This window comes from Enterobacter sp. A103 (assembly GCF_034427535.1).
GTDB classification, from domain to species: domain Bacteria; phylum Pseudomonadota; class Gammaproteobacteria; order Enterobacterales; family Enterobacteriaceae; genus Enterobacter; species Enterobacter asburiae_B.
In genome coordinates, this window is sequence record NZ_JAXQPQ010000019.1 from 1 (window position 1) to 26,021 (window position 26,021).

General features: G+C 51.5%; 21 protein-coding genes and 3 pseudogenes. 8 read left to right on the forward strand and 16 right to left on the reverse strand.

The genetic code is table 11. From position 1 onward, the window contains the following. Nucleotides 1–296: 296 nt before the first annotated feature. The 11 genes from SPH27_RS22505 to parM all read right to left on the reverse strand — a co-directional run bounded on the left by SPH27_RS22505 (nucleotide 297) and on the right by parM (nucleotide 6,729). Nucleotides 297–494 carry a hypothetical protein gene (locus SPH27_RS22505; RefSeq protein WP_072050670.1) on the reverse strand — a complete coding sequence of 66 codons (198 nt, stop codon included), beginning with the start codon at nucleotides 492–494 and terminating at the stop codon, nucleotides 297–299. Between the two features lie 49 nt (nucleotides 495–543). After that, nucleotides 544–954 (reverse strand): hypothetical protein, encoded by a 411-nt coding sequence (locus SPH27_RS22510; protein WP_322435889.1) that lies wholly within the window; start codon nucleotides 952–954, stop codon nucleotides 544–546. A gap of 42 nt (nucleotides 955–996) precedes the next feature. Then, complete coding sequence (locus SPH27_RS22515) at nucleotides 997–1,425, reverse strand: antirestriction protein (protein WP_008502215.1); 429 nt, start codon at nucleotides 1,423–1,425, stop codon at nucleotides 997–999. Nucleotides 1,426–1,781: 356 nt separating this feature from the next. Further along, complete coding sequence (locus SPH27_RS22520) at nucleotides 1,782–2,204, reverse strand: DUF1380 family protein (RefSeq protein WP_126349177.1); 423 nt, start codon at nucleotides 2,202–2,204, stop codon at nucleotides 1,782–1,784. A gap of 114 nt (nucleotides 2,205–2,318) precedes the next feature. After that, entirely contained in the window at nucleotides 2,319–2,540 is a 222-nt protein-coding gene (locus SPH27_RS22525; RefSeq protein WP_013087144.1) for a hypothetical protein, read from the reverse strand. Then, entirely contained in the window at nucleotides 2,537–3,229 is a 693-nt protein-coding gene (locus tag SPH27_RS22530) for a DNA methylase (RefSeq protein ID WP_322435890.1), read from the reverse strand. Before SPH27_RS22530 ends, SPH27_RS22525 begins: the two co-directional genes overlap by 4 nt. A gap of 522 nt (nucleotides 3,230–3,751) precedes the next feature. Beyond that, entirely contained in the window at nucleotides 3,752–4,219 is a 468-nt protein-coding gene (locus SPH27_RS22535; protein ID WP_322435891.1) for a hypothetical protein, read from the reverse strand. A 374-nt stretch (nucleotides 4,220–4,593) separates the two neighbouring features. Next, nucleotides 4,594–4,797 (reverse strand): hypothetical protein, encoded by a 204-nt coding sequence (locus SPH27_RS22540; RefSeq protein WP_322435892.1) that lies wholly within the window; start codon nucleotides 4,795–4,797, stop codon nucleotides 4,594–4,596. A gap of 28 nt (nucleotides 4,798–4,825) precedes the next feature. After that, nucleotides 4,826–5,089 carry a hypothetical protein gene (locus SPH27_RS22545; protein ID WP_013087139.1) on the reverse strand — a complete coding sequence of 88 codons (264 nt, stop codon included), beginning with the start codon at nucleotides 5,087–5,089 and terminating at the stop codon, nucleotides 4,826–4,828. A 3-nt stretch (nucleotides 5,090–5,092) separates the two neighbouring features. Beyond that, nucleotides 5,093–5,755: a plasmid partitioning/stability family protein gene (locus tag SPH27_RS22550; protein ID WP_322435893.1), complete on the reverse strand. Its 663-nt coding sequence runs from the start codon at nucleotides 5,753–5,755 to the stop codon at nucleotides 5,093–5,095. Nucleotides 5,756–5,757: 2 nt separating this feature from the next. Further along, nucleotides 5,758–6,729: a plasmid segregation protein ParM domain-containing protein gene (gene parM, locus SPH27_RS22555; protein WP_322435902.1), complete on the reverse strand. Its 972-nt coding sequence runs from the start codon at nucleotides 6,727–6,729 to the stop codon at nucleotides 5,758–5,760. A 231-nt stretch (nucleotides 6,730–6,960) separates the two neighbouring features. Here parM and umuD point away from each other — a divergent pair, with 231 nt between their 5' ends. The 5 genes and pseudogenes from umuD to SPH27_RS22580 all read left to right on the forward strand — a co-directional run bounded on the left by umuD (nucleotide 6,961) and on the right by SPH27_RS22580 (nucleotide 12,167). Then, the gene (gene umuD, locus SPH27_RS22560; protein WP_032641211.1) at nucleotides 6,961–7,392 is read left to right on the forward strand and encodes a translesion error-prone DNA polymerase V autoproteolytic subunit; all 432 of its coding nucleotides are present in this window, start codon (nucleotides 6,961–6,963) and stop codon (nucleotides 7,390–7,392) included. Next, a pseudogene (locus SPH27_RS22565) lies at nucleotides 7,392–7,616 on the forward strand (DNA polymerase V subunit UmuC); the annotation flags it as partial. The gene umuD and the pseudogene SPH27_RS22565, both read left to right, overlap by 1 nt. 73 nt (nucleotides 7,617–7,689) lie before the next feature. Beyond that, nucleotides 7,690–8,694 carry a tyrosine-type recombinase/integrase gene (locus tag SPH27_RS22570; protein WP_322435894.1) on the forward strand — a complete coding sequence of 335 codons (1,005 nt, stop codon included), beginning with the start codon at nucleotides 7,690–7,692 and terminating at the stop codon, nucleotides 8,692–8,694. Beyond that, nucleotides 8,678–10,804: a tyrosine-type recombinase/integrase gene (locus SPH27_RS22575; RefSeq protein ID WP_322435895.1), complete on the forward strand. Its 2,127-nt coding sequence runs from the start codon at nucleotides 8,678–8,680 to the stop codon at nucleotides 10,802–10,804. Before SPH27_RS22570 ends, SPH27_RS22575 begins: the two co-directional genes overlap by 17 nt. 154 nt (nucleotides 10,805–10,958) lie before the next feature. Then, nucleotides 10,959–12,167, forward strand: a complete 1,209-nt coding sequence (locus tag SPH27_RS22580) for a type II site-specific deoxyribonuclease (RefSeq protein WP_416208290.1) — start codon at nucleotides 10,959–10,961, stop codon at nucleotides 12,165–12,167. Nucleotides 12,168–12,200: 33 nt separating this feature from the next. Here the strand turns inward: SPH27_RS22580 and SPH27_RS22585 are convergent, their stop codons facing one another. Both SPH27_RS22585 and SPH27_RS22590 read right to left on the reverse strand, forming a co-directional pair. Further along, the gene (locus SPH27_RS22585) at nucleotides 12,201–13,634 is read right to left on the reverse strand and encodes a DNA cytosine methyltransferase (RefSeq protein WP_322435897.1); all 1,434 of its coding nucleotides are present in this window, start codon (nucleotides 13,632–13,634) and stop codon (nucleotides 12,201–12,203) included. Between the two features lie 303 nt (nucleotides 13,635–13,937). Continuing rightward, nucleotides 13,938–16,076 (reverse strand): AAA family ATPase, encoded by a 2,139-nt coding sequence (locus tag SPH27_RS22590; RefSeq protein ID WP_126495906.1) that lies wholly within the window; start codon nucleotides 16,074–16,076, stop codon nucleotides 13,938–13,940. A 241-nt stretch (nucleotides 16,077–16,317) separates the two neighbouring features. Here SPH27_RS22590 and umuC point away from each other — a divergent pair. Further along, nucleotides 16,318–17,366: pseudogene (umuC, locus tag SPH27_RS22595) on the forward strand (translesion error-prone DNA polymerase V subunit UmuC); the annotation flags it as partial. Between the two features lie 643 nt (nucleotides 17,367–18,009). On the opposite strand, the gene SPH27_RS22600 reads toward umuC, so the two are convergent. Both SPH27_RS22600 and sopA read right to left on the reverse strand, forming a co-directional pair. Next, nucleotides 18,010–18,969, reverse strand: a complete 960-nt coding sequence (locus tag SPH27_RS22600; RefSeq protein WP_322435898.1) for a ParB/RepB/Spo0J family plasmid partition protein — start codon at nucleotides 18,967–18,969, stop codon at nucleotides 18,010–18,012. Further along, complete coding sequence (gene sopA / locus SPH27_RS22605) at nucleotides 18,969–20,135, reverse strand: plasmid-partitioning protein SopA (protein WP_322435899.1); 1,167 nt, start codon at nucleotides 20,133–20,135, stop codon at nucleotides 18,969–18,971. Before sopA ends, SPH27_RS22600 begins: the two co-directional genes overlap by 1 nt. A gap of 731 nt (nucleotides 20,136–20,866) precedes the next feature. On the opposite strand from sopA, the gene SPH27_RS22610 reads away from it, so the two are divergent. Then, the gene (locus SPH27_RS22610; RefSeq protein WP_322435900.1) at nucleotides 20,867–21,877 is read left to right on the forward strand and encodes a RepB family plasmid replication initiator protein; all 1,011 of its coding nucleotides are present in this window, start codon (nucleotides 20,867–20,869) and stop codon (nucleotides 21,875–21,877) included. A gap of 417 nt (nucleotides 21,878–22,294) precedes the next feature. Here the strand turns inward: SPH27_RS22610 and SPH27_RS22615 are convergent. Next, nucleotides 22,295–22,779: pseudogene (locus SPH27_RS22615) on the reverse strand (IS110 family transposase); the annotation flags it as partial. A gap of 594 nt (nucleotides 22,780–23,373) precedes the next feature. Between SPH27_RS22615 and SPH27_RS22620 the strand changes: the two are divergent. Continuing rightward, nucleotides 23,374–26,021, forward strand: a 2,648-nt coding sequence (locus SPH27_RS22620) for an inverse autotransporter beta domain-containing protein (RefSeq protein ID WP_322435901.1), incomplete at its 3' end; no start/stop codon positions are given.

A 26,021-nucleotide genomic window follows, 5' to 3' on the forward strand; every position in this document is an offset into this window, starting at 1 on the left:
GAGCCGGCAACCGCACCACGCCACGCCACGCCACGCCACGCCACGCCACGCCACGCCACGCCACGCCACGCCACGCCACGCCACGCCACGCCACGCCACGCCACGCCACGCCACGCCACGCAGGACCGTATCCGTGACAATTTGCCCTCACAATGCCTTTTATCTGCATCTCTCCGGGCTTACATCTGGGCGGGAGGGGGCTGCGCCGCAGGCGCTGGCCTTGCCGTCCGTCAGCCCGAAGGGATGACAGGGTTTTCGCGCGCGAACAGGCGGCGCCTATGCCCCGCCCGGATTATTTATTGTCCGTCGCCCTGACCGCCCTGGAGAATGAAGTGGCCGCAAAGATAGACGGCGCACTGGCGGGTAGCCGATTCGCAGATCTCTTCCAGCACTTTAGCTGTGGTTACGGGGCTGAGTCCGGATTCGCGACGTCGCTCGTTGATAAGTGTTTTATACTGGCGCAGGATGCTGCGGGTTTCCGGTGACAGTTGCATAGTGTTCTCCTTTTTTCAGTTTCCGGAGGCAACGCCTCCGGTTTCTCTGTCAGGCATCGAGCGCCGCGCGCAGGCTCAACATGACGTTATTTTCTTCTTTCAGGGGTTCTTCTGCCGATCCGCCGCCATCCTCGGCGCATACGGCGATACGCTCCATTTCCTTCCCTGCAAGCTGCATCACCACCGCAAGCGCCGCAGCCGGAATGGTGACATTACGGTGTTTCCGTTTTTCTTCCACCATCACCTCAACAATGTTGTAGATGAGAGGGACACACCCGGAGGGATACAGCTCTGCCTCCAGTCTTTCCATCACCACGTCTATCTCTTCATCACTGAGATCCCAGTCAATGCAAAGACCGCGAATATCGTTCCGGCTCCAGCTGGCGAAAACGTATTTCTCGCCATCGAGGTCGGAATGTCTGAACATTTCAAGGGCAATTTCTCTTGCTGTACCAATCATGTTTTTCTCCTTTAGTCGGGCGGCATCGCCGCCCGTGGTCAGTCAGTCAAGAGCACGCCAGATCGTGGCGCTTTCCGGATGGGTATCAGCAAATGCCATAAGCTGCTCATAACGGCGACAGAAGTGGCGGCACAGCTCCTCATGGTCATGGTTGCTGTGGTGCCAGCTCCGGTGATTCAGTACCAGCGCCGTGAGGATGATCCCCGCCACTTCCCCGCTGACAGTCTGCTCAAACCAGTTGTCCGGATTGCACAGGGTCAGGCTCTCCACGTCAGGCGCCATATATCCGCCGCCTTCCGGCAGCCGGTAAAACTGCCAGAATCCCCCCTGATACTCAGGGCAGTAACGCTGGGCGTAGGCGTACACGGATGCCTCGGACGTCATAAAATCGCCGCCAAACAAATCAGGCAGGAAAGTCAGGCGCTGCGCACCCTCAAGACGAACAGCATCACAGGTCACGGTCTGGTTCATAGATCCTCCACGGTTAACATATTCTCGGTTCCGGCATCGCCGTGACGACACGACAGACCGGCGAAAAGCGGAGGACACAGGGGCGACGCCGCAAGCCGCAGCGCAAAGCCTTCACGGGCTGAATGCACCGTGAAGGGTGCGAACGGGTGAGGACGGAGGCGTAAGCGAACCCTTGTGGCCGATGCGGCCGGGCTACAGTGAAGTCACGGCGCATGCCGTCACCGCACGGAGTTTCAGAGGAGTTTCATTGTCCCGACGTGGCCCGGAGGGCAGCGGCGGATAAAAGCGGAAGGCACTGACATCCTTTTCGCAGTGGATGGCCACCGGTTGCCGGGGCGTTACCCCGGCTCTCTCCCTTACGCGGCCAGCGTCTCCTGTAATGCGTGAACGTCCTTCAGCTCATTCCTGACGGATTCCGGCTCCTGCCGCCCGGCTTCCCAGGCCATACCGATCCGGTTTTCCAGCTCGCATTCATAGTTACGCAGGACGCGGGACAGGAGTACCGCCGGAACACTCACCTGACGGTTTGCCACTTCCCGCTGACGGGCCAGGAGATCGCTGACAGTCAGATTATTTACCCCCTCCTGGCGGTATTGCGTCATTTTCATTTCGCCGATCGCCTTCATCAGATTCCGGATTTCAGTCCCGTCCGGTTCTGGCTGGGCTTCACGGCAGGCCACGCTAATCCCCTCTTCCGTCCAGACCAGCAGGACCAGGGGTTCGTCAAACGTGAACATGTTTTCAAGCTGTACACAAAGTTCTTCGCGGGTTCCGTACATCGTTTTTCTCTCTTGTAAGGGGTTAAAGGCCGGGCATCAGCCCGGCAGGGTCAGTCAGTCCTGAAAGGTTTCGTCCAGCACCAGGGCTTCGCGGTAGGCTTCAAGANGGGTCAGTCAGTCCTGAAAGGTTTCGTCCAGCACCAGGGCTTCGCGGTAGGCTTCAAGAAGCAGGGTGTTGATCCGGCGCAGAGTCTGCGCAGCCATACGTTCGGTAAGCGTTGCCGCGTCGTGCCGGTGCTGCGATTCGAGGCGGTTCAGCAGCATCCGCACGTCACACATGGCATTGCTGAGCGCGGCCACGTCCGCGCGCAGGTGTTCAAGGCCCGGGTAGTTCATGCCGCCTCCGGATAGTCGGGGTAAAACGCGCCGTCATTGGCCGCCGGCATCCTTCTCGCCCGTTCAACCTGTGCCAGACGTCGAACGCCGGCGGCGTGGTACTGCTCAAGCATCTCGATCCCGATATAGCGGCGGCTGGCTTCGGCGGCGGCCACGCAGGTGGAGCCGCTGCCGGCGAACGGGTCAAGGACAATAGCCCCCGGACGCGTGAGCGATTCAATCAGCGGCCGCAGGCTCTGCACCGGCTTCTCCGTCGGGTGATGTCGGTTGCCCGTGTATTTCCAGGGGATCACGTCCGGGATGGGACGGTCCGGGGTTTGCGGCCTTCCCTTTGCCAGCAGGTAGGCGCTCTCATGGGTGTAACCCACGAACGTCGATTTTGAGGCGTAGCTCTCGGCAAAGACGATATGGCCAACCACCCTGAAACCGGCCGTTTTCCACGCATTCAGAAACAGATCCGCGCGGTTCCAGGCATAGAAACTCACCATCAGGCTGTCATTTTTCAGCACGCGGTACATTTCATGACAGGCGGGCTGGAGCCATTCGGCAGAGTTGTCCCCGGCCAGGGTGCGGCCGGTACGGTCCTTATAGCCAACCAGGTACGGTGGATCGGTAAGAATAAAATCGACGGCACGCGCCGGAAAACGGGACATCACCTGCACGCAGTCACCCAGAATAAAACGGGACATAGACACACTCCTCTCTGATATGCGGCACCCTGTTGCGCCGTGCCGCCACAAAAACCCGGCGAAAAGCGGAGGGCGCAGGGGCGACGCCGCAAGCCGCAGCGCAAGCCTTTCACGGGCTGAATGCATCGTGAAAGGTGCGAACGGGTGAGGACGGAGACAACGTGAACCCTTGCGACCACAGCGGCCGGGTTAGCGTGAAGGCACGGCGTTGAACACGCCGCCGGCTGGCGGCAATAAGGCGGAGGGAACCGACATCCTTCGGTACCGGTTCTGGTAGCTGATGAGTACGTGAGTGTATGGCAGAATGCACGCTGATAATGGATTCGCGCCGTTATCTGACATGTGTGCCTTTGATTTCAGGACGTACCCGACCGGAGACGTCTTTTTTTTGAGTCGGATATATGGCAGGTGAAAGTGCGAAGTGATTATGTGATTATCAGCGCCGAAAACATCTTAAGGGTTTTCACCTGTAACGAATTGCATGGCTTCAGGACACCCCCTCCCCGGATGGTGTCCTTTTTTTCAGCGCCCCTTCACGTGGTCGATAGCGAACTGCAGCGTGTCCCAGTTAAAACCGATGCCTGCATCGTGGCTGTGGTCGCAGATACGCATGGCTTCTGCAATTTCCTCCTCCGACAGACTGCCATCGAGCGACAGAAAATCATCTTCCAGCCAGAACGTCCCCATACACAGTGCATCCGGTGGGTACTGCTTCAGCCTGGCGATGAGCCCTGCCACCGTCACATCATCACGACATGCAGGACGCGGCGGCAGGACGCGATCGGCGATGTCATTCCAGCACCAGTCATCGCACTCCGGTACGGGTTCCAGCAGGGTCTGTAATTCCACGCCCGGCAGCAGGGAGAGCTGCTCCAGAACCTCCCCCAGAGAAAGTCGCTCTCCGCTGGCATCTTCACTCCTCAGGTAATGGTGATTGATATAGACGGCAAACTCGCCGTTATCGAGTTCAATACAGGTCAGTCTGAACATGGTTGTGTCCTCAGCATCCGGCACTCTCTTGCGCCGTGCCGCCACAAAAACACGGCGTAAAGCGGAGGACGCCAGGGCGACGCCGAAGCCGCAGCGCAAGCCCTTCACGGGCTGAATGCACCGTGCAGGGCGCGAACGGGTGAGGACGGAGACAACGTGAACCCTTGCGACCGCAGCGGCCGGGTTAGCGTGAAGGCACGGCGGGTAATTTTTTACGGGAGATATAAAGCGGAGGAAAAATTTCACATTAAATTAAAATGTGATTTACATCACAAAACAATACATTATAATCGCCGAAAAATTAAGCGTTTAGTTTTGACGGCAGGGATGAGATGTCACCCTGCCGTTTTTTTCTGAAGTTTACGAGACCGGATTTAACGCGCAGGAGCGGCACCAATACGTCTCAGCGCATCCTCTACTTCACGCAGCCCAAAAATATCTTCCGGCGGCTGCTCTTTTCCGGACAGACTACATACCGTGAAGACGACATTTGATGCGGATAATCTCTCGCGGAACAACGCCTGCAGTGCCACAACGACCAGCGTACGTTCGTCTCCTGTCAGTTCTTCAAGCTGCATACTGTTTCCTTCAGGTTAATGTTCATATTCATCCCCGCCCCTCTGGTTTTTTCTCGTCAAACGCCAGGAGAACCCCGAGGCCGATCAGTGAGGCATAGCAGACCTGCATCGCGATTGTCACCGGCAGTGAGATGTTATCAACCAGAACGCCAGGAACCACGACGGCCACGCCTGCCAGTATCATTCCCCTGCCGGTCTTTTTGACCCGTTCCGGCCACTGAGATTCAGGCACGTTCCGGGCGCGCAGAAAGTTATGAATGCACTGCACTGCTTTTTGTTTAATCACTGACATGCTCTAGTCTCCGAATGCCCGGCGCATATTTTTCTTTATGCTGGTCGCTTCAGCGGATACCGGTGCGGCAGGCTCCGCTGGTTTCTCCGGCACTGCAGCCATACTCACGTCAGCCGTACCAGCCATCTGCTGAACCAGAACCTGCAACTCGCTGACCGTGCCGGGCGGTACCGGCATGCTGGCCAGCAGACGCGGCAGCTCCGGTGCGGTCGTATGCAGGGCCAGACCGGTGATAATCAGGTTTCTCAGCAGCTCTCCGCGCAGGCGGGATGACACGCCCGTCAGCACACGCTCAACCCGTTCACTGCTCCGGTCATCCTGAAGCGTCAGGGTGTAACGCCGGCGCTGGTATTCCGTCTCCGGTGACATGGCCAGAGCCGCCACGCCACCGTCAGGCTCATCAGGAAGTCCTGAGAGTGAAGACCAGGTGCCGGATACCAGCGCCATCACGGCACAAAGCCGGATGGCGCTCAGATTTCCGTCAAAGAACACCGGGATCAGCGCCGGTAAACGGGCATCCGTCTGGTACATCACCGCCCCGGCGGTGGCGGCGGTCCGGATGAAGTCACCGCGCAGGGGCTGTGAGATGGTGCTGATGGTCGCCATCGCCGCGATGTCGGTGCGATCGTCGCTGTGCAGATAGAAAGAATACTGGCCGTCCGGCACGTTTAGTCCTCTTTATTGTAAAGGGCAATCTCTCTGGCCAGCGCCAGCTGCGGATCGCCGATAACCTCGATACGGTCAGGAGCCAGAGGCCAGGCCTGACGGATAGCCTCTTCAATGAGGGATGCCCCTCCCCCGACCAGGAATACCCGGTTAACGTTCCTGAAGGCCGTCAGCTCACTGGTGACACGCGCCCCCAGGGAAGTGATTGCCTCTGTAATTTTGTTCAGAACATCGTCAATTTTTCCGGCATCGTTGATCACTCGCTGCAGATACTGACGATCATTGCGGTTGCGGATGACCGTGTCAGCAATAAGAGCGCTGGTTTCGCTGTCTGCAGCCCGCAGCGCGCCTGCAGCTGCGCGGGTGACCTGTGACACGCCGACAGACGGATTGCCGTGTACCGCACTGATATCATCAAACTGTCCGACAATCACGCCGGCATCGAGCGTGGTTCCGCCGAGATCGATAATCAGGGTGGTCTCAGCGGGTCCGGGCTTCAGCTCCGCGAGACGGGAGAACGCCGCCGGCAGTGATTCAGGCATCACCTTCACGTCCGTTACGGTAAATGCCCTGCCCTTATTCAGAACCAGCTCACGCATCAGGTTTTCCCGTTTGCGTCGGATGTTCTCCTCGTTCCGCTGGCAGTCCCCGTCATAATACTCGCTCAGGGGCAGCGTCACGGTCAGGCTCACCGGCTGCGGCTCAAGTCCGCTGTTCAGCAGGGCATGATGCACGGCCAGCAGGTTGAGATCACCGTACTGGTATTCCACGTTTGTTGTCGGGATGGCATCCCGGCTGACGCTGTCCCAGGTGTATTTCAGCGTGCCCACCTGATAGTTGAACGTTGCGGCACTGAATTCCGCCACTTTCCAGCCATGCCGGAAGGAGTTAGCTGAAACCCGGGTCTGCAGCTCGTTTCCTTGAAACCATGCCAGCTTAACATTAGTTGAACCATCATCGCAGTAAATATTCATCATTATGCTCCGTCAATTAAACTCAATTTGATACATATTATAAGAGCAAAATGGCAAAGTAAAAGACTTATTTCTCATTGTGAGTAATTAAAAAATCTCAGAATGAGATTAAATAGCATTTTGAGTAACTTAGGTTACTCACCCTGTTCATGAGGCAGGTGATCTGGATTATCCTCACGCTGTTAAATATTCTGTATACATAACCAGTATATTTTGACGTTAGGAGGAAAGATGAAACTGCAGCTTTTCAGCACCGGGAAAGAAATCCCGCCACAGGCCCACCCGTTGTTTGCAGACCTGGCCAGCTGCGGTTTTCCTAGCCCTGCAGCTGACTATGTCGAGTCCGACCTGGATCTCCATGATTACTGCATACGGCACCCGAGCGCGACTTACTATCTCCGTGCCAGCGGTGACAGCATGTCCGACGGCAGCCTTTACAATGGCGATCTGCTGGTTGTGGACAGTGCAGAGAAGCCCCGGCACGGCGATATTGTTGTGGCCAGCGTGCAGGGGGAGTTTACGGTTAAACGGCTTCTGCTGACGCCACGACTGACGCTGCAGCCCATGAACGCGGCCTGGTCGCCGATTTATCCCGACCCGGACGATCTGGATATCTTTGGCGTCGTCACGCACATCATCCACCGCCCGAGGGAGATGTACTGATGTTTGCCCTGGCCGATGTGAACAGCTTTTATGCCAGCTGCGAACGTGTTTTCCGCCCTGATTTGAAAGGAAAGCCGGTTGTGGTGCTCAGTAATAACGATGGCTGCGTCATCGCAAGAAGTGCCGAGGCAAAGCCCTGGATCAAAATGGGCACGCCGTGGTTTCAGATGAAAAACGAAAAGTACCCGGAAAAAATATACGCGTTCTCAAGCAACTATGAACTTTAGTAAGTTAAGTGGAATGCAACATTTTCTGTGTAAACTTTGAACAGGGTTCCTGATTACAAAGGAGAACACAATGCTCACCACTTTATTCTGTACTCCTGCCAGTTCACAGGCAGAACGATGGTTGGGGTTATTATCCGATCTCGGCAGGTCACCGGCGACAATTCATGCCTACCGCGGCGCACTTACTCACTTCTTTCACTTCTGCTGCCAGCGGGAATTGCCCCCCGAGCAGGCAAGCTTTGAAGATATCGCTGCGTACATTCGCCCCCAGTTACCCGGCATGCCTCAGCCTGCAGCCAGTGCAACGCTTCAGCTTCGCCTTTCTGCTATACGTCTGTGGTTTGACTATCTGATTTACATGGGGGTAATTATCCGGAACCCTTTACCGCGAGCAGGCACACCCCACATGCCTTCAGCAGGACGCGGTATGATCCAGCGAATAACACGACTGCCACAAATTCCGGATGACGGCCAGTGGTATCATCTCTTGGGTTATATATCAGACTGTTCATTGCGCGATCGCCTGATGCTAGCGCTGGCGTATCATGGTGCGCTAAGACGCTCTGAGGTGACAACAATAACCATAGAGGATATCGATCCTGCCCACAGGCTTATACGGATTCGCGCCGAAAACACTAAAGGCAAACGCGAACGGGTGGTCTGCTACGGCCCGGCGATTACGCCGGTACTGGCAGCACATCTCAGGAACCTGAGGCAAACGGGTATTACTGGTGGAGCACTGTTCCGTTCGTTTTCTGACAGAAATTATGGCTCACCGCTTTCATACTGGAGCTGGAGTAAAACGGTTCGCGAGTGGTCAGACAGGACCAGCATGCCATTTCTGACCACGCACACCTTTCGTCACCTGCGACTGACACATCTTGCCCGGGCGGGATGGAAGCTGCATGAGATAGCAACCTATGCTGGTCATCGTGATCTACGCACCACGCAGATATATATCCATCTTTCAGGCACTGATCTTGCGGCCAGAATGGCGATGACTGTTGCGGAGACTGACCGGAAAATCGCAGCTATCATGTTTGGCCCGGAGAGAGAGAATGACAGGCAAGCGTGATAAAGGTTTCATATACGCGCATTTTTGCCGTGCAGATTATGACCTGCACGCTGGCTTTAGTTCTGAGCAGAAAGAAGCGCTAAGTACAAGCCATAAGCGCTCCCGTAACTATGGCAGGTCCGGTTCCCTCTCTTCCCTGATCACTCCCCTGCTGGATATCGCCAACAACAGTGGCACCGGCTGTAGACTTACCCGCACTGTAATTATGGCGATGCTGACTGAAATGCAAAATGTAGGGCAACCCTGCTGGAACTGGCGGAAAGACCAGTGGATCTCCCTGTTTGATAAATATCGTCGCGGTAAACCACTTATGATGGCATTTGCATATCATCTCGGTCCATTCACATCGCCGCTTCAGATCCCTCATGAAAACATTCTGTCGCTTTACGCCAGTGCCATCTACGGTAACGCGATTTTCCGGGACCAGCTGAACCGGCTGTCGGAAGCACTGATATCACTGGGCTATTCCCCTCAGCACCTGCGGCATGCCGTTTCCTCCCCCCTGGGTCTGCTGATGCTAATCAATGATAATCCCAGGCTTGAAGAGATGACCACAGAGCTTCTCTGGCAAGCTCAGCAGTACCACGATAAGCGCATATCAAGACACGTAGGGAAAATTTCTCATGGGCTTGCCGCACTTGGCATTATTGCAAAGCCGGTACGAATGCGTAACTACACCGAATGGCATGAGAAGCCGGTCGAAAATATCAGCCCTGAATGGGTCGCATGGTGCAGACGCTGGCGTGAGACATCTGTGCTTCGTCCCAGAACCCGTGAAAACCAGTACAGCTTTATTCTTCGCTGCGGCCTCTGGCTGGCAAAGGAGCATCCCGAGGTGAAGGTCCCGACAGACTGGTCTATTGAGACATGTGCCAGTTTTATCGCTGCTGTGGGGCGAATGAAAGTGGATGAGCTGTCTCTGGGGACTGAACATGGACTGCGGAAGTCCAAACGCTCCGGAGAGCCCATGATGCCACATTCACGTGCACATTTTATCTATTCGCTGCGACGATTTATGAGCGATTTCGAACTCTGGGGCTGGGGACGCCTTAATTTCAGCCCCGCCCGTCACCTTTTCACGCCGGATACCCCACTTTTTCGCCGTGGTGTAAATCCGAGAGTGATAGATGATCCCGTCTGGCTCAAACTCATCTGGGCCAGTCTGAACCTGCGCCACGAAGACCTGCTCAGTGAAATTCACTATCCCCTTTCCATGCTTCAGGCAATGGCTGTTATCTGGACCCATGCAGGTTTACGACAGAATGAACTCCTGCGCCTGACTACGGAATGCGTCACGCCTCAGTCAGAAGACATTATCAGGGAGGATGGTAGTGTCGTTCCTGCCGGAACACTATGTTATCTAAACGTGCCGGCAGGAAAGACATCGAAAGCATTTGTTAAACCCGTCTCTGTCATTGTAAAAAAATATGTAGACATATGGTTGAACGTCCGTCCCGTGGATCAGGCAAAACTGAATGATGATCGCACCGGAGAAAAAGTCCGTTATCTCTTCCAGTATCGCGGCAAGCCGGCAGGCAGCGATGTGATTAATCGGACGGTCATCCCAGTCCTCTGCGCTAGAGCGGGGCTGCCGGTTGAAGACAGCGGAGGCGCCATAACCAGCCACCGTGGACGGGCTTCAGCCCTGACTGCGCTTGCCAGCGTACCACAGGGCATGTCGCTGTATGAACTGATGCAATGGTCAGGTCATTCATCACCACAGTCAACCCTGCATTACATTCGCATCCGCCCTACACAGCTGGCAGCGTCATTTGTGAAGGCCGATCGGATAGCCCATATGATAAGCGTACTGGTCGATCACGATCCGGAAGCGGTCACGCCCACTGGTCCGGCAACCTATTATGACCTTGGTGAGTCCTTCTGCATGAATCCATTCTGGAGCAGTTGCCCGAACAGAATGGCCTGCATTGGTTGCGATTTTAATCTGCTGAAAGACAGTGCGCGCGGACTGATGCTGGAGAGTAAAACATCTATCAGGCGTTATCTCGAAGAGGTCCCGCTCACGCCTGATGAGAAAGCCATTGTAGAGCAGGATATTAAAAAAGTAGAACAGGCTCTTGCAAAATTAACCGGTAAGTCCGGAGGATAAAATGAACCAATATGAGCAAAAAGCGAAGATTGCGCACATCAGAGCATATTAACCAATAGGTTGCAGATCAAATCGCCTGTAACAGCCTTTCTGGCTGTTTGTATATAATTATGAAAAAATGGTGAGTAGAGTTTCAGGGTAACAGGGGATGCTTATGTCGGTTTTCCACAACTGGCTACTTGAGATCGCATGTGAGAATTACTTCGTCTACATCAAACGCCTTTCCGCCAACGATACCGGCGCAACAGGTGGTCACCAGGTAGGGCTTTATATCCCTTCAGGTATCGTTGAAAAACTGTTTCCGTCTATCAACCATACCCGTGAACTGAACCCTTCGGTTTTTCTCACCGCACATGTGTCATCGCATGATTGCCCTGACAGCGAAGCTCGGGCAATTTATTATAACAGCCGTCATTTTGGTAAAACCCGGAATGAAAAAAGGATTACCCGCTGGGGTAGAGGCAGCCCACTTCAGGATCCTGAAAATACAGGGGCTCTGACGCTCCTGGCTTTCAAGCTTGATGAGCAAGGGGGGGACTGTAAGGAAGTAAATATTTGGGTATGCGCCAGCACTGATGAAGAGGACGTCATTGAGACCGCTATTGGTGAAGTTATACCCGGAGCGCTTATATCCGGCCCCGCACGACAGATTCTAGGCGGACTATCTCTACAGCAAGCGCCAGTAAATCATAAATATATTCTACCTGAAGACTGGCACCTGCGCTTTCCGTCGGGAAGTGAAATTATTCAGTATGCAGCCAGCCATTATGTGAAAAATTCCCTTGATCCGGATGAGCAACTTCTTGACCGCCGGCGCGTGGAGTACGACATATTTCTATTGGTTGAGGAACTGCATGTTCTGGATATCATCCGGAAAGGATTTGGCTCTGTGGATGAATTTATTGCGCTGGCCAATTCTGTCAGCAATCGCCGTAAATCCAGAGCCGGGAAGTCGCTGGAACTGCACCTGGAGCATCTATTCATTGAGCACGGCCTGCGACACTTTGCGACGCAGGCCGTCACAGAAGGTAATAAAAAACCCGATTTCCTTTTCCCTTCCGCAGGGGCTTACCACGATACTGAGTTTCCCGTAGAAAATCTGCGCATGCTGGCAGTCAAGACTACCTGTAAGGATCGCTGGCGTCAGATACTGAATGAGGCCGATAAAATTCATCAGGTGCATCTGTTTACACTCCAGGAGGGAGTTTCTCTGGCTCAATATCGGGAGATGCGGGAGTCGGGTGTCAGACTGGTCGTGCCATCATCTCTGCACAAAAAATACCCGGAGGCGGTGAGAGCTGAGCTAATGACGCTAGGTGCGTTTATTGCTGAGCTGACAGGGCTTTACGCAGATATTCCATAGATTATCTCCCGGCATAAATACCGGGAGGAGCGATCAGATTCGTTCAACCTTGCACGAATCGGCATAAACCGCTTTCAGGATATAAGGTTCAAGCAGTTTGGCTACGGCTTCAAACACGGGCACCACTACGGAGTTACCGAACTGCCTGTACGACTGAGTGTCTGACACAGGAATGCGAAAAGGCCTGCCATCTACTTTTTCAAAACCCATAAGGCGCGCGCACTCTCGTGGAGTCAGCCTGCGGGGCCGATGCGCCTGATTTTCTTCGTTCGCGAAGTCTGTTTCACCTGTGGCCATATCCCAGCCACGGTCTATCAGAATTTCAGACCCGTCTTTGTGATAGCGAGCAGAAAGCGTACGGGCAATGCTTTCTTTATTTTCAGGATTAACGAGGCCAAAACCGAATCCGTTACCCTTAGCTGCGTGCTTTTTGGCGTAGTTATAGAGATACTCCCAGAGTTTCGGCGTCAGTATATATTTGCTGTCAACCACGGGTTCCAGCAGTTCGCCAAATGACGGACGCTGTTCCGGATAAAAACGACTAATATCGCGCAGGGTAAAGCCCTGGTGAATGTTCAGATCACGACGGAAACCGACCAAAACGATACGTTCTCGGTGCTGAGGTAAAAAGTGCTTTCCGTCGATAACTTTTGGATCGTTTTTGCCCATCTCAGCTGCATCCGCAACTTCATAGCCCAGTTCGTCGAGGGTATCCATGATGACTTTAAAGGTTTTACCCTTGTCATGGCTCTTCAGGTTTTTAACGTTTTCAAGAACAAAGATGGCAGGTTTTTTTGCGCGGATAATACGCGCCACATCGAAGAAAAGCGTTCCCTGAGCCTCACATTCGAAACCATGCGCGCGCCCGAGCGAGTTTTTCTTGCTTACGCCCGCAAGGCTGAACGGTTGACAGGGGAAACCTGCCAGAAGTACATCATGATCCGGCACATGCTCATTAATGTAAGCATAGGCATCGTTTTCAGGTACTTCAGGTTTATCACTGAGCGTGATTTCCCGAATATCGAGATTGAAAGTGTGTTCCTGAGCATCGTTAAACCAGTTAGCTTTATATGTGCGCACAGCCTCTTTATTCCATTCACTGGTAAAAACGCACTGGCCACCGATGGTTTCGAAGCCCTTCCGTATACCTCCAATCCCAGCAAACAGGTCAATAAACCGGAAGGCATAGTCAGGGTGATGTGCAGGCGCTTCCGGAAGCATTTTTCGTAGAAGTTCCTCTTCGGCTAACGTCAGCGATTTAGGTGAGCACTTACCATTAATCCAGCGATTAAGAGTCTCGCGACTCCACTCATTTTTACCAACTTTTCTAAGCAGTTCAGCCACGTACTTCTGGTCATAGATTTCCAGCACCTGCCCGAGCAGCTTTTTATCATTTTCCTGTCGCAGTTGTTCTTCCGCCTCTGCTTTCTCAAGCAGATCCTGCGCCAGTAATTCAAATTCAGACATATTGCCTCCATTGGGTCTTATGGGTGAAACTGTATCACTCATTTGACCCAGAGGAAATGTTTTTATCTGGATATTTAAACAGGGTTATTGTTAACGGAAATCAGCTTTTTGTCATTACAGGGCCAGAAAGATACTATCTGGCGGCATAAAAAGCGCCATGTCTCGCATGTCCCACCTTTAGAGGCTTCTGTGTCTCGCCAAAAAGGCCTGCTTATCAGCAGGCTCAATTGAATTGGAGATCCAGGTAGGTGAGTATTACTACTCACCTTCACTGCTAAGAAGAGTTACATCTAGACCATACGTTCAGGCCGTTTCCAGTTCAGCATCATCGTTCGACGCCCCGATATTAAGGAGCAGCCTGTCACATTCAACAATAACGTATTCCGGGATAAGATCGAATCGTGTGGGGTCTAGTTGGCAGATAAACTCGTTTTCAATATGATAGGTTTCATTCACAAACTTGCGAATGACACGGTTATCGGCCTCAGGTTCCAGTAGTCGGAACACCTGAAGTTTTTCATAGCCATTCGTGCAGCTTCGATATAACGACAGAATTTTGTCAGGATCATTCAGCAAGCTCAGCATATGGGGGTAATCAAAACCAAAAATATTTTTAGTGATTAAACTGCATCCATTAAGGAAGCTCTCCGGGTCCATCATCGGGTCCCCTGTTCCTTCAATCAGAGGTAGGCGTGTGTCGATTGGTTCCTCTCGGCGGTGAAACAAGTTAGAAAGTACCTGATAAACATCACCTCGATTGTCCATGATTTCATAATGCCTGCGAAGATAAATGAGCTTAATCAGGTCATCACAGTCGGATTCGAGAACCACTTTGCAGATTTGGGCAAACGTCAGAATATCGCTTTCGCGGATAGGTAATTCAGTTATCGTGCCAGTGCTATAACGTAAATAGGATGCAGTAACCTGGTTACTAAACAACTTCTTCACCGACTTCAGAGTATCGATGATTGGCTCAACGTCATGTGTAAGCATCAGTACCGTCTGGTTTTTCAAACACTCAGATGAGTCACGGCGGAACAACATTTCTAGGATGGCAAATTTTTTGTTTTTATCAAACGAAGAGATAGGATCATCGAGAATAATCAGGTTGGGCTTACGAGCCAGGCATTCGTACATAAAAAGAACGATCGAAAAGGCATTACGCTCGCCATAGCTCAAATGTTGGCTACCTCCACTGAGATAGTCGGTATAGTCGACATGGCGAAGCTTAAGACGGCACTGTTCTCCATCGCCAGATATATCTACCTGATAGCGGTAACCCGCATATGCCAGAAAAGTGTTGATATCCTTCTTGTGTTTCTGAATGAGCCGCTGCATGCCAGCGCGTTGCTTGTTGATTTGCCCCTGCAGCAAACCAGCCTGGGAAATGAGGCTATCTAACGAGGCGTTCAGTCGCCCAATTGTTGCAAGAGTTTTATCAGATTGCAGCTCGGAAAAATACTTCACATCCAAACGAAAAGAGGCTAAAGAGGCACGAATATTTCCGGCGTCGTTAAAAGTAAAACTGTTCAGGGTTTTTAATGTTAAGAGCATGGCCAGAAGATTTTCTGTCTGCTGCTTTACGGTAACAAGATAGTCTTCATGCTTCTTCTCCAATCCTCCCTGTAACGTCGTTATTTCCCTCAGACGGGAGCGTGCGGCTTCGGAAAAATACTCGCCTAATTTATCAAGTACTGTGATGATACCAACCAGATTTTTGATCACTGCTTTGTCATATTCAGCGCTTACTTTGCTAATTTGTTCTGCTTTTTCGTGAGAATCACCTGTGCAGAAAGGACAGCATCCCTCAGAGAGTGAGCAGAAATTTTCATACCCTTTGGTCTGCCACTCGATCCACTCTACATTACGAGGACTCTGAATAAATGGCTGATAAGGCTCTAGCCCGGAGGGAATATGCTGAAGCTTGTTACCCCCTGCCAACCCCTTCATCCCCGTAGAGGCTTTAGATAAGCCCTTGCTTGTCAGCTTGAACGCACCACTAAGCTCCTGAAGATGTGTAATAAATAGCTCAAGCTCATCATTACCACTGAATTCCTGCCGGATTGCCATTACCATCGAGTCGATCTCTCGCTCCGTTTGGTTGTAGGCTTCTGTTTTGATAAAGATGTCAAAGCTGTTACTAATCAGTTCATCAGGCTGAAATGTGAACTGAGATACGTACTTTTCATCAAAGCACATTACATCCTGAATTTGCTCTGTACCCGTTACACTGGGCTGAAATTCGTCGGGATTCGCTGCTCGAAACTTAAAAGGTAGCAGACTGTTAAGACCAGCGGCATCACGAGAAACACTGTGCAAAATGGCACGTGATATGGTGCTTTTACCCGTGCCATTTGGAGCGAACTTAATGTTAAGTTTATTTTCAGAGAGTGTAATGCAAGCGTTATCTATGTTATTGCAGTAGTTGATTTCAACATCCATTGAAAAATCCTTCTAACATGCTGCGCTGGAGAAGACTGCATCTTTTTATTAAACCCATAACGATGGTCTTTTCATTTTACCATCGCATCAGGGAAGCCAAACAGATAGCTGACTACCTGCCCTGGAGGATTAATATACGAAATTATTAGTTGTGAATCTTGAGATATGGTAACAATTTCGGACGTATGCATTTAGTTCATAGTAATCTTTTAAAGCATGCATTATTTATATTGATTTTCTATTCCACATAAATGCCTCGATGTCAGCGCGCGTGATGGGCTGCCTGGAGGAGCTGGCCCCAAGGGTGGAACAGTATTCGATTGACGAGATGTTCCTCGACCTGACCGGCGTTGAGCACTGCATGGACCTGGAGGACTTCGGCCGGCAGCTGCGTCAGCACGTGTATGACTGTACCCGTCTGACCATCGGCGTGGGTGCCGGGCCGACGAAAACCCTGGCAAAATCAGCCCAGTGGGCCTCAAAGGAGTGGAAACAGTTTCGTGGCGTGCTCGCCCTGACCCGGGGGAATCCTCAGCGAACGCGGAAACTGCTTTCACTGCAGCCGGTCGAAGAGATCTGGGGCGTGGGAAACCGTATTGCACGCAAGCTCAATGTTCTTGGCATCAGGACCGCGCTCGATCTGGCCCTGACGAACCCGGCCTTCATCCGGAAAAATTTCTTCGTCGTTCTCGAGCGAACAGTGCGCGAACTGAACGGGGAAAGCTGCATGTCGCTTGAGGAAGCACCGCCTACTAAACAACAGATTGTCTGCAGCCGCAGTTTTGGCGAGAAGATCACTGAATACGATTCGCTCCGCCAGGCTGTTTGTCAGTACGCTGAGCGGGCCTCAGAAAAGCTGCGTAAAGAGCGCCAGTATTGCCGGCATATTTCCGTATTAATCAAAACGTCTCCGTTCGCCGTTAAAGAGCCTTACTACGGCAACGTGACCACGGAGAAACTGCTTACACCACTCAGGACACCCGGGACATTATTGCGGCCGCCACAACAGCTCTGGAGCGTATCTGGAAGGATGGGCCTCGGTATGCCAAAGCCGGTGTGAAGCTGAATGACTTCACCGGCTCCGGCGTTTCGCAGCTGTTCGACGAACGTCCGCCACGTCCTCACAGCGCTGAGCTGATGGAGGTTCTCGATGGCATTAATCATTCCGGTCTGGGACAGGTCTGGTTTGCCGGACGAGGAGTTGCTCCATCATGGCAAATGAAATGCGATATGCTCTCCCCTGCATACACCGCCCACTGGAAAGATATCCCCATTGCGAGGATCGGTTAAATTTCGCCTTTCAGAGAGATCCAGTAGTGCTCGCCGCAGCTGAACGACAGGGCGAAGCCCCCGAGTGAGCGAGGAAGCACCAGGGGAACAGGAATAACATTTTCTGCTTACGCATCGTTAAAAGGCGCAAAGTTTATATTCTCACGATATGGATCATGATAAATGACTGCAGAAAAGAGAGTAACTTTGGTCCCAGCTAATTCCGGAGTATGGTGTCGCCAATTCTGGCAAAGTCATCAGGTTGATTGTGATATTCAGGTGCAGATTGGGACCATGGTCCCAGTTCGATCCAGAACAGGATTTCGTAAGTAAGGACCGGAATATCATGAGGACCTTGATACTCCGGTACAGGATGGGACCGTGGTCCCAGTTCCTTCCAGAAGAGGATTTCATAGGTAGGGACCCGATTACTGGATGAGCTGTGGCTCTCAGATATATGGCAACAGATATGAAATCTGAGTGAATTCTCTAGAGATCTTGTTCTGGCAATTACAATCTAGAATCGACTATAAACAACACAGTATGTACTGTTTCGAAGGGTAAAATTGCTGCTCTGGAACATATATACCAAAGCAGCAAGTCAGAAAGGGAGAAAATCAGAAAATAATGTTGAAGCTTTCAGGAATCGCTACACAGGCTGAACCTATTGTAAGTCACGCAGTATGCTTTCTATTTTCTCGATACATTCGGCAGGTAAGCGTGATTTATCGAGATTGAAAATCACCTTATCGCCTTTATAAAGAGCGGTCGCACCAGGTACAAACTGGTGACGGGTACTCAGGTTAATTTTTTTACCGGATGGCTCTTTCAGTACATCAGTCAGTAAGCCAATTAATTCCTCAGGTTCAAATATAACACCGGCTTTCTTTTGCTCATGAAGTTGCTGGGTCTGTTGCAGCAATAACGCTTCTTTTCCTTTGAATGCTTTGTACAAAGCCTCACCGGAACGGGCGGAAAGCTCACCAGGATGAGTAAACAGGGCAATTACAGATTTTGGTAATAAGGCCGTGTTTATGCAGCGAGTAATGATTTTACGGGAAATATTCTCTGCGTCAGCAAGGCCAGATACATTGCTGCTAAATTCATTTTCTAGCCGATGCGCATAGCGTTTACCCCGCTCATATGCACTGACAGGGCGGTAATCATTAGCCAGCCGGGATAAAACCATCATTTGTGCATCATCGAGATCCCCTACGAGAACACGATAGTACGATGACGTCAGTATGGCAGCTTTCCGGCGGCGACTGCCATCTGCAACCTCAATGACACCCTCCACTCGTCGCCCGAACGCAGGTGTCTGCTGTCCCCCTAGGAGAAAAGAAGGGATCAGATCATCAAGAGAGTCTTCGGTCAGCAGTTCTTGGTCGCGTTCATTACCTGACCAGACTTTTGATGCTGTTTCAACACTCTCGGCCGGGATTGCTTCCAGAATAAATTTAACATCCCGACCACAAACCGGAAGCTGAATAGAATTCCCTCGGCCCATCGCCCCTACCCGTGAAATTAATGAATCTACCATCGGTGCAGCGGGCGCCTCTGACTGATTAATTTCGGGGCGTATATCTTTTACAGTGTGTTTTGGAATGACTGGTGCACGTTTCATTATCTGATCTCCCAGCGAGGTTTGATCAGGCGATCAAAAATTTCATTACAAACAGGCTCCCAGATGGCTAGTGCATTTCTCCAGGCTCCCGTCGAAGAACGCTGATCAATAGCTTGTTCAAATACTGTTCTCATACGGATCTGACCTTTACCAACCTCATCGGTCTCGCGTACGACGTTTTTAAGTACCATGCTTCCCCAGGCATCTCGGATCTGTTCTTCCATCCAGGGTGACTGTGAGCCATTGTTATTGCTGTACTTGGTCAGAAGAATTCTGACGTCAGGCTCAAAACCCTGCAAATCTACGTTTTTTAACAGGTCACGCAACATGTCAAAAAACTGAAGGGCAGAGGTGTAATCAAATAACTCAGCTGGCGTTGGAACGATGAGTACATCCGCGGCACAAACGACATTAATGGTACCAATGCCAAGGTTAGGTGCACTGTCTATAACAATGACATCATAGTCATGTGCCACGGTTTCGATGGCAAGGCGAAGCATCATGTGGGGTTCTGTTGGCAGTTTCCCGTCGTCAAACCTACCCATGAGCTCAGTTTCGATACGATGCAGAGCCAAACATGAAGGAATGATGTAGAGGCCTGGCCAGCAGGTTGGTTTGACTGCATAGTTTGCATCATCGCGCTCTCCCAGATAAAAAGGCAGCAGCGTGTCTTCGGCGTGGATATGTAAATCAGGGACCCAGCCATGATACATGGATGCAGTACCCTGAGGATCATTACCTTCCACGAGCAGTACTCGAAGCCCTTTTAGCACCAGATCTTGTGCCAGATGGACAGATACCGACGTCTTGTAAACTCCCCCCTTATGTGCTGCCACCGCGATGACGGGTGGAATGCTATCATCAGGTCGCCGCAGGCGGGTGCCAAACACATCCCTCATGTGATTGATCTGCTCAATGGTGTAACCCACACGCTGCTCAACACGTCCGCGCATTTCCATATCCGGATGGGGAAGACGGCCTGCTTTTTCTGCATCACGTATCGCTTGGGAAGATACGCCAATTAAATCTGCGGCTTCACCCACACGCCAGCGGCGAGTTATTTTCCTGGCTTCTGGGCTGTCATCATTAAATTGAGCAATTGCTATGGCTCTCGTCATTTCATGACCGGCAGCTATACATTGATCAAGAGTGTCCATCAGTCCCATTGTCTATTCCTTGTTATCATCTTTGCATAAAGATATTAAATCTTGAGAAAAGACGCAAAGCAACTCTAAAATTGCAAACCATATTAAAAATTGCAAAGCTGCTCAAAATATAACAGGTTAAGGAATGCCTGAGTAGTCGCTGGCATATCTCAGTAAACATCATCCGCTCGCCGCAGAAAGTATGCGCACGCAGGCGCATGCGTTGAGGAAGCGGAATTATTGCGTATTGACAGGGGATGACTGACGCTTCGTAGTTGAAGAAAGTCTACTGAATGTTTTCTAAGAATAATAATTGACTGCGGCATGCATTTTGTTGACTGTGGTATGCCATTCGTTAACACGTGGAAGGGGGCTGAGTCGTGATATTTTTGCATATCACAGTCAATCTTTTTTGTATTTCAGACTCGTACTTTGCCAAATTGTTAGAGTAGGATCATTTAGTGCGATGTCATTTGTGACCTGTAGGTATCGAAGCAAGTTATTCCATATATCGATCCAATAAATGATCCCTATAGAGATCATGTTGAGATCAAAAGAGATCCTAGCATCGTTCAGTGCCCCGTTTAGCTTGGGTTGGGAGGCTTTCTTCATTAACTGCGGTGTGTGGGATGTTGACTGTTGTGTGCGGGATCACCTATTGCGGTATGCAATTGTATTTACAGAGGTATGTATTTCCGTTGACTGTGATATGCGTATATACTCTCTTTTGTGGATAAATGTGGGTTAATGAAATGGCTATGAAAAATAATGAGTTACCCCTGAATATTCAGGAGGTCAACAAGACTACGGGCGAAGTTGTTAAGCTGGATGTCAACAGCGCCAGCACTGTTCAGCCTGTAGCGCTCATGAGACTCGGTCTGTTCGTACCTACCCTAAAATCGACCTCCAGGAGTAAGACGAACCGTAAAAACGTCACAAATGCAACTGAGGAGCTCGTACAGTTGTCCATAGCCCGGAGTGAAGGGTATACCGATGTCAGGATCACCGGATCACGACTCGATATGGATACGGACTTTAAAGTCTGGCTCGGGATCATTCGTTCAATGTATGATTTTGGAGTCAAAGGTGACACGCTCAAACTATCTTTTGTTGAGTTCGTTAAAATGTGTGGTTTTGACTCCCGTCGTTCCAACAAGAAAATGCGCGACAGGATCAGTAACTCCCTGTTCAAGCTGGCGTCTGTTACCCTCAAGTTTCAGAGTGAAACGAAAGGGTGGACCACTCATTTGGTCCAGTCCGCATATTACGACATCACCGCCGATGTTGTTGAGATCAAGGCAGAACCCAAACTCTTCGAGCTTTATCAGATGGACAGACGGGTCTTGTTGCGTCTAAAGGCTATTGATGCTCTGCAACGTAAGGAGTCCGCTCAGGCGCTCTATACCTATATCGAAAGCCTTCCGCAGAATCCTGCCCCTATCTCCATGAAGCGTATGCGTGACAGACTTAATCTTACATCTAATGTCTACACACAGAACCACACGGTGCGCAAAGCAATGACCCAGCTGAAGGATATCGGCTATTTGAACTACACCGAATTCAAGCGCGGTCGGGCCACATACTTCAGTGTGCATTACCGCAATCCAAAACTAATAAGCAGTAAGGTTATTGTTCCTCGTGAGCAGGAAGAGGAAGCGCCTGAGCAGAACTATGACGAAGTGATTAAAGCCCTGAAGGCCGCTGGTATTGATCCTCAGAAACTAGCAAAAGCGCTTACCAGCGTGAAACCGGATAATGACTGATGTATGCAGATTTTGAAGTCTATTGACTGGGGTATGCAGTCTGCATACCACAGTCAATAGACTTCATTCACACCGTCATTCAGATAATCCTAATATTGACAGCGATATGTAAATAAGCACGCTAGAGTATAAATGTTGACTGCGGTGTGCGGTAGAAGAGTTAATAGCCTGAAGTTATTCACTACGGCGTGTGCTACTACACCACTCAGTCAATATCCTGCTTCAGCTATGATGCCCCCAAAGTTACCTCCAGCGTGTCGCTGAAAGGGATTACCTCCAAATTATGGAAACAGCACTCACTGAACTCCGTCGTCATTTCTGAATTGGGCTTTAGCCATTTCTTTTCAACATTGCAACCGCTTCGCTTTCAGACATCTTAAATGACTCTGAGGTGTCTGTTAAACCCGTGGCGATTCAATCGGGATCTTCCAGGATCTCAGGTAGCTGAAGTTGTAGCTGCTGGCTCCCACGGGGAATGATGACGCCAAATTCAGCCAATAGCCCCCGAATTTGATTCGCCTGAGCGGTCCGTTGCTTGATGAAACTCTGACGGCTTCGGTGAAGTGCCAGGACGGCTTGCTGCTCAGGGGTCTTGACAGGCACTAAGCGCATGTTGGGTCGAGTTACGGCTTCGCAAGCATCATGCTTATTGGTTTTGACATAGGGTTTGACGAATTGAGGGGCCATTAGTTTGACGTTATGGCCCATCGACATGAGCTTGCCGGCCCAGAAGTGAGCGGAAGCGCAGGCTTCCATACCGATCAAGCATGGGGGGATGTTGGCAAAAAAAGAAAGCATTTTTGCTCGTTTGAGTTGCTTGTTGAACAATCGCTTGCCGTGTTCGTCAACTCCGTGAACCTGGAAAATTTTGCCAAATCGATGCCGATAGTTTTAACGTTCATGATGGCCGCTCCGCTCAAGTGGTGAGGATTTATCGTCCCACTGTGGCACAGAATATAGGGGGCGACCATTCCATTAACAAAGCCCATAATTAGTTTAATTGTGGATAATTTATCTCCTGTGTGACTTAAATTAATCTGCAATGCATTTGTTAATGCGAGTGATGGATTTGTGGATATGTATTTTAAAATTGTTGATTTTTTTTGCTTTTGTTGGTTAAACCTTCCTATCAGATTGTTTTATTCCATCAGGCCATTTCATAATGTTTTTTAAATGTGTGTAATATTGGATGTTTAGGTGTCCTACGCATGATTTCATATTTACTTCTGATTATTAAATCTAGTTTAGAATAGCCAAAACTTGGCTTAGTTTTCCGTGCGCTCTCAGCAAGGGCGTTTATAGTTTATAGCTTATAAAATACCCTTATATCAAACCCAGTGAAGCGAGTTATGACGTTAAATCAACATCAAAAAAAAGATGGTAATTCATCTTCTGGATTTACTCTTGCAGGAGTAAAACTTATTTACCGATATCTGGCTTGGTTGAATATTTGGTTTCAGGTGCTGTTTCCTATAGCCGGAACATTCACACCTTTTATGGTAACTGCTGCTGAAAAGAGCACGATAAATGATGGCGTGCTGCCATCCTGGACAAGACCGTGGACGTTGCGCGAGGGGGAGACGGTCAGTGATGTGGCCCTGCGTTACCATCTTTCTGTTGTAGCATTAAAAAAGATGAACCAGTTCCGCACCTTCTCAAAACCGTTCGAAAAACTTTCTGCCGGTGATGAGATAGACGTCCCCTTCAGTGAGAACCCGTCTGACACGGTGCCGCAGGGTGCTCAGTCATCCCACGCCACATCGGGTGAAACGGCAGAAGTTCGACAGTGGCTGTCAGGCAGCATGAGCAGTCTGGCTCAGGCTACCACCGGGCCGCACCATAGCAGCGTGAGCAATGCTGCTGCTTCTCAGGCCCGCTCTGCTGCTGTATCCGGTAGCGAACAGGTCGTCAGTGACTGGCTTAGCCAGTTTGGTACCGCGCGCGTCCAGCTGGGAGTGAATGACCATTTTTCCCTGAATGACAGTGCGGCTGATGTGCTGATGCCACTATATGATAACGGCCATGACATGCTCTTCACTCAGCTGGGGGGGCGCAGACATGATGACCGCACCACCCTGAATGGTGGTGTTGGTGTGCGTCTTTTCCGCGGGAAGTGGATGTACGGGATGAACACCTTCTTCGACAACGATCTCACCGGGCATAACCGGCGGGTCGGTGTCGGGGCGGAGGCCTGGACGGATTATCTGAAACTGTCAGCCAACGGCTATTTTGGGCTGACCGGATGGCATCAGTCCCGTGATGATGAGGATTACGATGAACGTCCGGCTGACGGGTTAGATGTGACAGCCAACGGCTGGCTGCCGGCGTACCCGCAGATTGGCGGCAAGTTAAAGTATGAGCAGTACTTTGGTGATGCCGTGGGGTTGCTGGACAAAAATACCCGGCAGAAAAACCCGAAAGCGCTGACTGTGGGGGTGAGCTATACGCCGGTTCCGTTGGTCACGATGGGAAGCGATTACCGCAAAAGCGGCGGTAAGGATGACCTGCAGTTGAATGCGCAGTTTACCTGGAACTTTGGCCAGTCGCTATCAGAACAGATAGCGCCTGACGGGGTGGCGTTTGCGCATTCGCTGGCAGGAAACAGGACCGGCCTAGTTGAACGTAATAATAATATAGTGCTGGACTACCGCAAGCAGGAGCCGATCCGGCTGAGCCTGCCTGCACAGGCAGAAGGGCGGGCACTTGAACGCATCCCGCTTACTGTCATGGTCCAGGCTAAGTACGGACTGGACCATATCATATGGCAGGCTACGGGTCTGGAAAGTGCTGGCGGAAAAATCACAGGAGACGGAACGCAATGGTTCCTTCAGCTTCCGGATTATATTCCAGGTCAGGACAACCGGTATCTGGTCAGTGCGACTGCCTGGGATACCCGGGGTAATCACACGCCGTCACAGGATTTGGCGGTGACGGTCCGGGGCAGTGGCGTTGATGTGGCGCAGACGACGGTTACCGCCACTGACGGTTTGCGTCTGGCCTCAGATGACGTTCAGGTACCGGCAGACGGGCGCTCTGTGGCGCACTTCGACCTGGTGCTGAAGGATGGGAACGGCAGGCCGGTGACAGGACAGGCTTCACGCATCATATTGCCCGTTACCTTCAAACCACTCGGTGGAGCGGGTGGCATGACCACGGCTTCACGTTTCTCTGTTACCAGTGTGCTGGATGCGGCGACGCAGGCAGCATTCCCGAAAGCGTATGCGGATGACCTGATTGCCGGTGGTGTGCGTGCACGGGTGCTCAGTGAGCGCGAGCCGGGTGTGTATATGATTGAGGTCGCAGCCGGGGCTCGCGCGGGCCGGGCACAGATTATCCCGCATCTGGACGGTAAAGCTTTACCTCCGTTATCGTTAACGTTTGTGGTACCGGTTATTCTGACATCGGGTGATATTCAGGTTTTACGGGATGGATTGCCTGCTGACGGAATGAGTGCGGATGTCGTACAGGTGGCGGTCAAAAATTCACAGGGTCAGCCGGTCAGTGGTACTGCGGTGAGTTTTGCGTCTGCTGGCTTGGGGGTCAGTGTCCCGTCGGCTCCGGTGATGACGAATGCGCAGGGGGTAGCGGCCATAAATGTCACCAGCACCCGCGTGGGTGATTTTACCGTTAAGGTCACTGCGAATGGCGTCAGCCAGTCCGTTGTAGTGCATTTTACTGCCACGACTGCACTGGGTAGTGCGGGGGCCGTGTTTGGTCAGCCGCCAGCCGGGATACATATCGAGGCCGACAATCGGGCTACAGGACACCTGACATTCATCGTGCATGGCGCAGACGGTCAGCCATCAGTCGGGCAGGTGGTGCATTTTGCCGTAGGTGGGAAGAATTTGCCGGACAGCACCACCTCTACCACGGGAGAGGTGACGGTGCAGCTCCCGCCATCGCAGACACCTGGCGATATTGATGTCATTGCGGGGCTTGATAACAAAACTACTCAGACCGTGAAGGTGCATTATATGGCAGGCAACCATCTGCTCGTGAAGCCGCAGGACGTGACGCTGACGCTGGGTGCACCTTCACCGGCCCCGGTTGTGGTGACCCCGGTGAACGGCGGCACGGTGAGCTATGCCTCTTCGGACGCGACGAAAGTGGCGGTGGATACGTCCACGGGCGCACTGGAAATCCA